Genomic DNA, 9,460 nt, shown 5'->3' with positions numbered 1-9,460 from the left:
CAGAGTCGATCGCGAGAGTGACATCATCGATTACTAGTTTTTTGGCAGGCACGCGATACTTACCAGAAACGATCGAGAAAATCGTTTGCTTGATATCATAGGAAAATTCTTCCTGAGTACGTCGCCACAAAGATACCCGATCTAAACTAATAACTTCCATCTAACTAAATATAGTGAATAACTTGAGAATCGATCGAAGATCGGCTTGCTAAATTATATACACCTATCTACAAAAGATCCATGAACTTTGGCCGGAGCCAGTTAAAACAAGTCCAGCCGATCGCCAAAATAATTATCCCACTTAACAAGGATCTTAGTATCAAAAATAGATCTGGCGATTGACCAGACAAAACAATTTGCCTCAAGCTCTCGATCGCTGGATACAAAGGATTTATTGCTAAAAAAGGCCGGATGCTAGCAGGCACAATTTCGGCTGGATAGAAAATAGGGCTACTCATCATGAGCACGAACTGTACTAATTCATACAAGAATGGCAGATCTCGAAAAAATACATATAGAGAACTAATCAAAAATCCAATTCCAGTAGATATTAAGATCAATGATATTAATGGCAGCGGTATGGCAATTGCATTTACTAAACTTGCTAAGTGAGGGAATCTTATCAAGGTGAGTACGACCAGTACTGGCAACATACCAACTATCAATTGAAATGTGTTAGCAATAATAATTGAAATCGGGAAAACGCTGACGGGTAATTTAACTTTGTTCAACAACGAACCATTGCTGACAATACTACTAAGTGCCTGAGAGGTGGAGCCGTTGAAAAAGTGAATTACTGTTAATCCAGTAAATGCTGCTAGCGTATATTCCCAAATCGAGTTGTGATAAGATTCTTTGAACTTATCTCCAAAAATGATCGTGTAGAGTGCCGTCATCATTAGCGGATTAAACAACGACCAATACACCCCTAAAAAAGAGCCACGATACCGCACCTTCAGTTCGCGTCCGGCGAGTACAGATATCAATTCCCAATAACGATTAATACCAGATAATCTGGATTTTGGCTCGATCGATCTAATCATAGAAATATGAAAACTTGATGCTGATCTAATTGTGATGATGTCTAGACCAGCTTGGAGGTCATCATACTATAAATATTGTTGAAGTTTACCAATTGTCGATCGCGCCGGTTGCGACAGACCTCAGTAAATACCGCAGTGCGGTATCTTGAAGTTGTCATTATTGTTGTAATTTACTATCCTTAGTGATAGAGACACGGTATGACTAGGTATGTCTACTGTCGCAACGCGATCTCATGGCGATTGCCATGGATTCTCAGCCATTTGTCTCTATGCCCTAAGTTAAAATCCGATTTTTGGGAACAATTACATACATGTGCCAATCGTAAAGCGGAAGGTACTCTATAGCTAGTACCTAGAAGCATCAACGATCGAAATCGGGTGATTTGACTAGAAATGACGATTGAAGATCGTTTTGAGACTATTTGCTATTTTCTTTGCATTTTTTAATATTTTGCCCAAATCAGCAATTTTTTAGTGCAAGAATTAGCTATAGGATAGAATTCAGTTATTAAAACTACGTTGAGGAAAACAACATGTTTGGATCGAGACCCCCCCACCCAAATCAAGAGCGACCACCTCATCCCGGACAAGGGCAACAAGGACAACAAGGCCAAGGCCAACAGCGTCCCCCCCACCCCCAGGCTGCGCCTCAAGGCGAACGTAACGCCCCTCCGCTCTTGACCGATCGAGATTCGCATCTCTTGGTAGAGTTACTCGGTGACGAACAGCAAGCCCAAGCATTATTTGGCACATTGCAAACTGCGCCCCCAGAGTTGGCTGCTCTCGGTTTTTTGATGCTTCGCATCTATGAGAAAACTCGGACTAATTAGTCGATATCGAGCTGCGATCTCGATTACTAGCAGTTAATTTCTAGTACATGGATAGATCTTTCCCTAACCTGGGTACCATTAGCCTACAGCAACTTAAATCCATTTGGATGACTGGTGTTGTAACAGATCTGGATCCAGGCTTCCGGAAAGACTTACTGTCCAACTGTATCGATCTTTAAGTGGAACTCATTTAAGATCCTCACTAAGGTGACCAGCCGATTGGGTCGATCGCGACCCTAAAGAATGCGATAACACTCGTTCGACCGTTCTCTAAAATTTATCAAAGTGGTTTTAAGACCCACAAGTATGCATAAAAGGACATTCTACTATGAGTTCCACAGATCGAAACAACGCTGCTGATAACACAGAAGGAGTAATGTTATTACCAGAACCAATCGCCACTCCGGCGAATGGCACTGAAGCACCTAGCCAATCCTCGACTCAGCCTGCGGTAGCCGCAGCGATCGGAGAAGAAGCAACAGCAGGAGTGCCTCGGAACCAGACTGGTTCGATTCCCCTAATTCGGCCAAGAGATGGTGATACCACCGAGCCACCGCCACATCCAGTTGATGGTGAAGCGTTACCGAACATTTGGATTTACGATGGTGAGGCATACGATCTAACACCATTTATTGCCAAACATCCTGGCGGGCAGTTCTTTATCGGCCGCACCAAGAATAGAGATATCACGACGATCGTCAATATCTTTCATCCCAATCCAGAAAAAGTCAAAAAAATCATCCAAAAATATTCTCTGAACAAATCGGCCAGACCAGAGCATATTCATCCGAAATATAACGCTCCGCCATTTTTGTTCAGACAAGATTTTAATGGTTGGCGGGATACGCCTCGATACGATTTTAGAAATAAAGAGCAACTACTGTTCAAGATCAAAGAGCGTGTCTACGAAAAAGAATTTCAGCGCAAAGTTGCGCGGATGGATTCGCTATTTAATATTGCCAGTATTGTCATCTTGGTAATGTACTTTGCAGTGCAGTGGCTGTACTTAGACTTCAGACAGTACATGCCGATCTATCCATTTGTCCTCCTGATGTCGATGCTGCGGATCTCCCTGGCTGGAGTCGGTCACTATCTGATCCATCGCCCGCAAGTAGGTATGAACAAAGCACTTGCGAATGTTTTTGATATTAATTATGTGCCATTGGCACTAGTCGTCACTGACGGCCACACCTTGTTGCATCACCCGTTTACACAGACAGAGGTTGATATCAAGAAGAATGTATTTACATTCATGCTGGAAGTGCCGCGTTTTTATCGGATTCCAGCGCATACCATTCAAAAAATTGGCCATATCGTCACAGGGATGTTTGCTCGGATTGTCGAACTAATATTTATGGCGATCAGAACTGGAGTTGCTGATATGTATGGTTCCTGGCGGCTCGGCTTACCGCACTTTATTGGTAGCTTTGGGATTCACGCACTCTTATTGGGTGAATTGATTGTGTTTGCAATTCGGGGTGAATTCCTGGCCTGGTTCGCACAATTCTTCGTGACAGTCTGGATTAGCACCTTTATGATCGTGGCCAGTCACGATTTTGAAACCGACTTACCTCAGCCTGGTGGCGCACCACCAGAACCAAATCACGATAATCCAGCGGCTGACATCAGTAGTGAAGCGGCTCCCGCTCCTGATTGGGCAGTGTTCCAGCTCCAAAATTCCTACGATCTGACCATGATTGGCAATAAATACATCGATAGCTTCCTCACCGCTGGGTTAGGACCACATCGGGCGCATCATGTGTTGCCACAACAAAAAAGTGGTTTTGCCAACATTATCAGTGAAGATATCGTGCGAGAGGAAGCGGCTAAGTTTGATGTGGAGTGGCTAGAGTCCCGCAACTTCTTTACCAACCGCTTACCAGTTCTGATGCAGTACTACTTAGGTACCCCCTCAAGAATGGCACAGTATGAAAAATATGGATTTTTCAAAGAGCATTTCCATCCCCGCGCCCTAAAGACGGCTTTCGACTATATGCTCTCAGGTTGGATTGGGATCGGCTCGATCTAGTTGGATTTAGGCTGGCAGGATGTCAGTGATAGCAAAGATCGCCAGCCATTGATACTCTCTTCTCTAAGCTCTTAGAGGAATCTATCATTTTTTCCAAGAGTTAGCGAAGAGAGTACTTTTTTATATTTAACTCTATATATTAGCTATTTGAGATCGCGATCGAGCGTTATCGAACTAACAGATAGTTAAAAAAATTATTAACTTACTTTTATTAAAAGACAATGTCTGAATCAGCACAACTATTGCCAGTAATTGAGGGTTTTGCGACTGGTACTCCCCCCCATGTTTTGCACCAAGCTGAAGCTGCGAAGTTTTTAACCAGCCTCAACTGTCTAGAACGCAATCAAAATCGGATTGAAAAGATCTACGAAAATACGCGGATCGACACTAGGTATCTAGCGATTAACCTACTGTCACCGGAGACGATCGAATTTAGTCAAAAGCGTAATACGCTGGAGGAAAGAATGCAGATGTATGAGCAATATGCATTTTCCTTAGCCGACGAAGTTGCGAGAAAAGCATTGCTCGCGGCTAGCGATCCGTCATCAGGAGTAAAAATTGAAGACCAAATTGGCCTGATTGTATTTGTTACCAGTACGGGGTTTGTGGCTCCCGGCATCGATACCAAACTAATTGAAAGTCTGGGGTTGAAACGGAATATCGCCCGCGTTCCCGTGAACTTTATGGGGTGTGCGGCAGCGATGACGGGACTGAGAGTTTGTTGCGATCGCGTCCGCGCCTATCCTCAGAGTAAAGCACTCATGGTTTGTCTGGAATTGAGTTCGGTTAATGCCGTATTTAACGACGATCTTAATGATATTATCATCCATAGTCTGTTTGGTGATGGTTGTGCAGCAGCAGTGATCGGAGCTGATACGGTAGAGAGATTAATCGGTCGTGGTAAGTTCGCGATCAAAGATAACTTCAGTCATTTAGTCAAAGGTACTGAAGATGGGATTACTTTGGGTGTCAAGGATAACGGGATTACTTGTTTGCTGTCGCGACACCTACCCGACTATATTGAAGATGGGGTCGGGACGATCGTCAACGACTTTTTAGCTACTCATCAGATGACTAAAAGTGACATCGATTTATGGGCGGTGCATCCAGGTGGCCGCAAGATTATTGAAAAAGTGCAGCTCTCACTAGGTTTAGATGACGAACAGGTGGCTGATAGTTGGGAAATCTTGCGCGAATATGGCAACATGCTCAGTTGTTCGATTCTGTTTGTGATGGAAAGAATGATGTTAAAACTCAATGAAAGTGCTGCTAACTCGACCACCGAGGGTAGAAGAAGTAACGATCCGATCGAGCGTCCACGACCGATTAATGGAATTGCTTTTTCTTTCTCCCCAGGCGTGGGTGTCGAAGGCATTCTGTTTGAAAAGATTTAACGTAACTAACGTTAACAACCACATCTACTTTACTATCTTCCGAAAAATTGCAGCTTTATGGAAATTGTTAAATTTCTATTGGAAATATCTTGGAAACAGATGGCCATCGCCACCATCGCTGGTTTAGTCAGCGGTGGTGGTAATGCCCTGTTAATTTCTCTCATTAACGGAGAAGTACGGGAGGGGCGGTGGCAAAACGATATCTTCTACTTTGTGGGAGTAGCTGCGTTTATTATCGTTACCAGCCTCGTATCTCAGTACATGCTGATCTTTCTCTCGCAAAATGCGATTTATCAACTGCGATTGAAACTCAGCCAAAATATTCTCGCTTCACCCTTAGAACATTTAGAACGACTCAAAGAAAATCGACTGATTATCACCTTAACCGAAGATATTCATACATTAACTCATGCTGTGTCTTCGGTACCGAGCATGTGTACGGATTTCGCGACGGTGATCGGCTGCTTTGTGTTCTTTGCAATTCTCTCACCCGCACTGTTTTCATTGACACTCGGTTCGAGCGTGCTGACAATCTTATTTGTCCAGGGTATGCTCAATAAGGCGCAACATCTGTTCTTCAGCTCTCGCGAAGAAGAAGACACGCTCTTCAAGCATTTTCGGGCGATGATGAATGGCACGAAAGAACTCAAGCTCAATCGATCGAAACGCGCCGCCTTTGTCGAAAAAGATCTTAAAGGCAGCGTCTCGAAACTCCGGCAGCTAAATACCAAGGCGATGAAGAGTTTTGCTGTGGCCAATAGCTTCGGGCAGATGTCGCAGTTTGCGAGTATGGGCTTCATTTTATTTATGTTGCCGTTACTGATGACCATACCGTTGCAGATGCTCGCAACTTATGTCCTGATCGGGACGTTTCTGGCCTTACCGATGCAGAATCTATTGAGCCGCATTCCCGAACTAATCCGTGGTAATGTCTCGTTGCGCAAGATCGAACGGATGAAGCTCTCGTTGATGAGTCTCAATGAGTCAGAAACTCTTTCCCTGGCTGTCGCATCGTCTTGTCAACTGGAATTCAAAGAAGTCGTCTACACCTATCAACCAGAATTACCGCCGTTTCCGCCTGAAGGCTTTGGCGGTGAAGGCGGGCACCCCCCGTTTCCGCCCGAAGGCTTTGGTGAGGGCAACCATCCAGCATTCCCTCCCGAAGGTTTCGGCGAAAATGGACGGCCGATGTTACTGCCTGAAGGTTTTGGTGACAATGGTCATCCACCGTTTCCGTCCGAAGGTGTGACCCCCGGCGAGCATCCAGCCTTCCCACCTGAAGGTTTTAGCGAAAATGGTCATCCACTCCATCCTGATGGTGCTAACCAACGGCAACCAGGCAAAGGGAATAGGGGAGATCGGCGCAATCCACCACCGCATCCTGATGGCCGAGCTGGGGGCATGATGCCACCGCCGAGAGCTGATGAAAATGGCTTTGCCTTAGGGCCGATTAGTCTGTCTTTACAGCCAGGTGAATTACTATTTATCATTGGTGGTAATGGTAGCGGTAAATCAACTTTAGCCAAACTGATTACTGGCTTATACGCGCCCCAATCAGGCTCGATCGAGCTAAATGGCAAACCTGTTACGCAAGATAATGTCGAATGGTATCGTCAGCATTTCTCAGCAGTATTCTCCGATTTTTACTTGTTTGATAGCTATCTGGGATTCGATCGCGATACCCTTGATGCCGAAGTCTCCGACTACCTCAAACAGCTTCAACTGTCGCATAAAGTTAGCGTTAAAGATGGCATATTATCGACGACTAATTTATCCCAGGGTCAACGCAAACGCTTGGCATTGCTAGAAACTTATCTGGAAAATCGACCTGTTTATATATTTGATGAATGGGCTTCAGATCAAGAGCCGAAGTTTCGCGAACTATTTTACAAACAGATGCTGCCCGAACTCAAACGGCAGAACAAAATAGTCATCGTGATCACTCATGACGATCGATACTTCCATCTCGCAGACCATGTGATTAAACTCGACTACGGCAAGATTGAATTTGATCGCGTCATGCAGGAATAATTTATGTCAAACACATCTAGATTCCCAAAAATCAATAAAGAGTCGATCGTCAAATGGGGTCTTGGCCTTGGGATCTTGTTACTGATTCTCAGCGGTTGTTTTGTAGCTGCGCGGCAATTGGCCGGATCTCAGGAACCGCCCAAACAAAGATCGGCTCCGGTTACGCCAGAGCGGAAGAATTTGCCGATTACGATCTCGGCCAATGGCACGGTCGAACCGATTAAAGTTGTCAATGTCAGTCCGAAAACATCGGGGATTTTGAAAACACTGCGGGTCGATCAAGGCGATCGCGTCACCCAAGGTCAAGTGATTGCGACGATGGATAATGCCAACTTGCAAGGGCAACTGATCGAATCCAAAGGTAAACTTGCCGAAGCAGAGGCCACTCTGAGCCAATTAATTGCGGGCAATCGCCCCCAAGAAATCGCCCGCGCTCAATCAACACTCAACGAGCTAAAAGAAAATCTTAATAAACTAGTAGCGGGGAATCGTCCGCAAGATATCGCGCAGGCGCAAGCCCAATTAGTTGGTTCCGAAGCACTCTACAAGAAAGCTGAGGATGAATTTCAACGCAATCAAATCCTGTTCAAACAAGGCGCGATTTCTTCCCAAGCTTTGAATGAAAAACTATCACTCAGAGATAATGCTAAATCGAATGTAGTCGCTGCCAAAGAAAAAGTTTCCCTCTTGAAAGAAGGAACTCGCAAAGAGGAAATCCTCCAGGCGCAAGCGACGATCGCGACCCAAAAACAGACAGTCAGTCTGCTTGAGGCTGGATCGCGACCGGAAGAAATTGCCAAAGCGCGGGCAACCGTGATGGCGGCTAAAGGGTCGTTGCAAAATGTGATGACGCAGATTGAAGATACGATTATCAAAGCTCCGTTTAGTGGCGTGGTGGCTTTTAAGTATGCCGAACCAGGAGCCTTTGTGACACCGATGACATCGGGGAGTTCGGTGTCTTCAGCGACATCTTCTTCGATCTTGTCGCTAGTTTCCGCCAACCGTGCGGTGTGTAATATCGCTGAGAAAAATATTGCCAAAGTCAAGGTCGGCCAACAGGTGAACATCACCGCAGAAGCTAATCCCGGCAAGGTTTTTCGCGGCAGAGTCACCCAAATCGCCACTCGATCAACCGTCGAGCAAAATGTCACCAGTTTTGGCGTAAAAGTGGCCTTAGAAGGTAACGCTGCCGAGGAACTCAAGGCGGGAATGAATATTTCCGCAGATTTTCAAGTCGGTCAATTGCAAAATGTGATTACCGTGCCGACGATCGCCGTCACCCGTCAAAACAATCAAACTGGGGTCTATGTCGGTGCCCCCAACCAACCACCGCGCTTCGTGCCGATTACCACTGGGGTGGCGATCGACAAACGGACGGAAGTGAAAACCGGTCTGGATGGATCGGAACACATCTTGATTGAGAATCCGGCAACTCAACCACCACCATCGGGATTTTCCTGGCGCAGCCTGTTTGGTAGTTCTGACGACCGAAAACCGGGTCCACCACCTGGAGGCCCTCCCGGCGGCGGTAGCGGCCCCCCAGGTGGTGGTAGCGGCCCCCCAGGTGGCGGTGGTGGTCCTCCTTAATGGATGATGTGGCAGGATCTTGCGGATCTCCATTTATTTAGTGCCTAGCCTAATTTTCAGGACTGGGTCGATGTTAATTTCTTAGCGGGTGGCGATCGCTCCTACTCACAGGAACACTCAGGTATGAAGCAGCGTTTTATTCAACTGGCACTTGCGCTATGTATCTTAATTACCACAGTTAATTGGCCGTATTTAGCTAGTTTCGGTCGGGTGACTGGTAACGTGCCGAGCGATCGGAACGGGGTACCCACCAAAATCGAGTTTCAATCGATGGATCTGACGCGGCTGCCAATGGGAGACGGTAAACTGTCGTCGAGTCCCAAAACTGGCTGGATTTGGCCGTGTCGAGTCAATGGCAATCATATTGGTGGTGCCCATCAACAAGGCCCTTGGATCGAAGACGATCGCAGTACCTACGATTTGACGGCCAAAGCCGTAGTCAAAGGCAAAGTGGCTTGGTCGCAGCAGTATCAGATGAAGATTGAAGGTAAAAAGCGGGTGTTTGCCACCAACGATCTCCCCAATCATCCAACGGGACTTTTTCCG

General features: G+C 46.0%; 6 protein-coding genes and 2 pseudogenes. 6 read left to right on the top strand and 2 right to left on the bottom strand.

Annotated features, from left to right (window positions below; genetic code table 11):
* Positions 1-160: pseudogene (locus RMO27_RS23820) on the bottom strand (ABC transporter ATP-binding protein); the annotation flags it as partial.
* 67 nt (positions 161-227) lie between these two features.
* On the bottom strand, positions 228-1,043 hold the full coding sequence (locus tag RMO27_RS10740) for an ABC transporter permease (RefSeq protein ID WP_309732208.1): 816 nt from the start codon (positions 1,041-1,043) through the stop codon (positions 228-230).
* Positions 1,044-1,576: 533 nt separating this feature from the next.
* On the opposite strand from RMO27_RS10740, the gene RMO27_RS10735 reads away from it, so the two are divergent.
* From RMO27_RS10735 to RMO27_RS10710, 6 genes and pseudogenes are all read left to right on the top strand, one after another.
* The gene (locus RMO27_RS10735; RefSeq protein ID WP_309732206.1) at positions 1,577-1,873 is read left to right on the top strand and encodes a hypothetical protein; all 297 of its coding nucleotides are present in this window, start codon (positions 1,577-1,579) and stop codon (positions 1,871-1,873) included.
* A 328-nt stretch (positions 1,874-2,201) separates the two neighbouring features.
* Positions 2,202-3,902, top strand: a complete 1,701-nt coding sequence (locus tag RMO27_RS10730; protein WP_309732204.1) for a cytochrome b5-like heme/steroid binding domain-containing protein — start codon at positions 2,202-2,204, stop codon at positions 3,900-3,902.
* A gap of 221 nt (positions 3,903-4,123) precedes the next feature.
* The gene (locus RMO27_RS10725) at positions 4,124-5,296 is read left to right on the top strand and encodes a 3-oxoacyl-[acyl-carrier-protein] synthase III C-terminal domain-containing protein (RefSeq protein ID WP_309732202.1); all 1,173 of its coding nucleotides are present in this window, start codon (positions 4,124-4,126) and stop codon (positions 5,294-5,296) included.
* A 57-nt stretch (positions 5,297-5,353) separates the two neighbouring features.
* A complete protein-coding gene (locus RMO27_RS10720) occupies positions 5,354-7,327 on the top strand; it encodes an ATP-binding cassette domain-containing protein (protein WP_309732200.1) in 1,974 nt (657 codons plus the stop codon).
* A gap of 3 nt (positions 7,328-7,330) precedes the next feature.
* On the top strand, positions 7,331-8,914 hold the full coding sequence (locus tag RMO27_RS10715; RefSeq protein WP_309732198.1) for an efflux RND transporter periplasmic adaptor subunit: 1,584 nt from the start codon (positions 7,331-7,333) through the stop codon (positions 8,912-8,914).
* A gap of 123 nt (positions 8,915-9,037) precedes the next feature.
* A pseudogene (locus RMO27_RS10710) lies at positions 9,038-9,460 on the top strand (hypothetical protein); the annotation flags it as partial.

The sequence above is a fragment of the Chamaesiphon sp. OTE_75_metabat_556 genome (genome assembly GCF_031378165.1).
GTDB lineage: Bacteria > Cyanobacteriota > Cyanobacteriia > Cyanobacteriales > Chamaesiphonaceae > Chamaesiphon.
The sequence above is the reverse complement of the archived record's forward strand: the minus strand, read 5'-3'. Positions and strand labels throughout refer to the sequence as shown.

Bases quoted from the DNA above. Each gene is read 5' to 3' on its own strand.
- RMO27_RS10720 (WP_309732200.1), top strand. From the start codon at position 5,354: ATGGAAATTGTTAAATTTCTATTGGAAATATCTTGGAAACAGATGGCC.
- RMO27_RS10735 (WP_309732206.1), top strand. From the start codon at position 1,577: ATGTTTGGATCGAGACCCCCCCACCCAAATCAAGAGCGACCACCTCAT.
- RMO27_RS10730 (WP_309732204.1), top strand. From the start codon at position 2,202: ATGAGTTCCACAGATCGAAACAACGCTGCTGATAACACAGAAGGAGTA.
- RMO27_RS10740 (WP_309732208.1), bottom strand. From the start codon at position 1,043: ATGATTAGATCGATCGAGCCAAAATCCAGATTATCTGGTATTAATCGT.
- RMO27_RS10725 (WP_309732202.1), top strand. From the start codon at position 4,124: ATGTCTGAATCAGCACAACTATTGCCAGTAATTGAGGGTTTTGCGACT.
- RMO27_RS10715 (WP_309732198.1), top strand. From the start codon at position 7,331: ATGTCAAACACATCTAGATTCCCAAAAATCAATAAAGAGTCGATCGTC.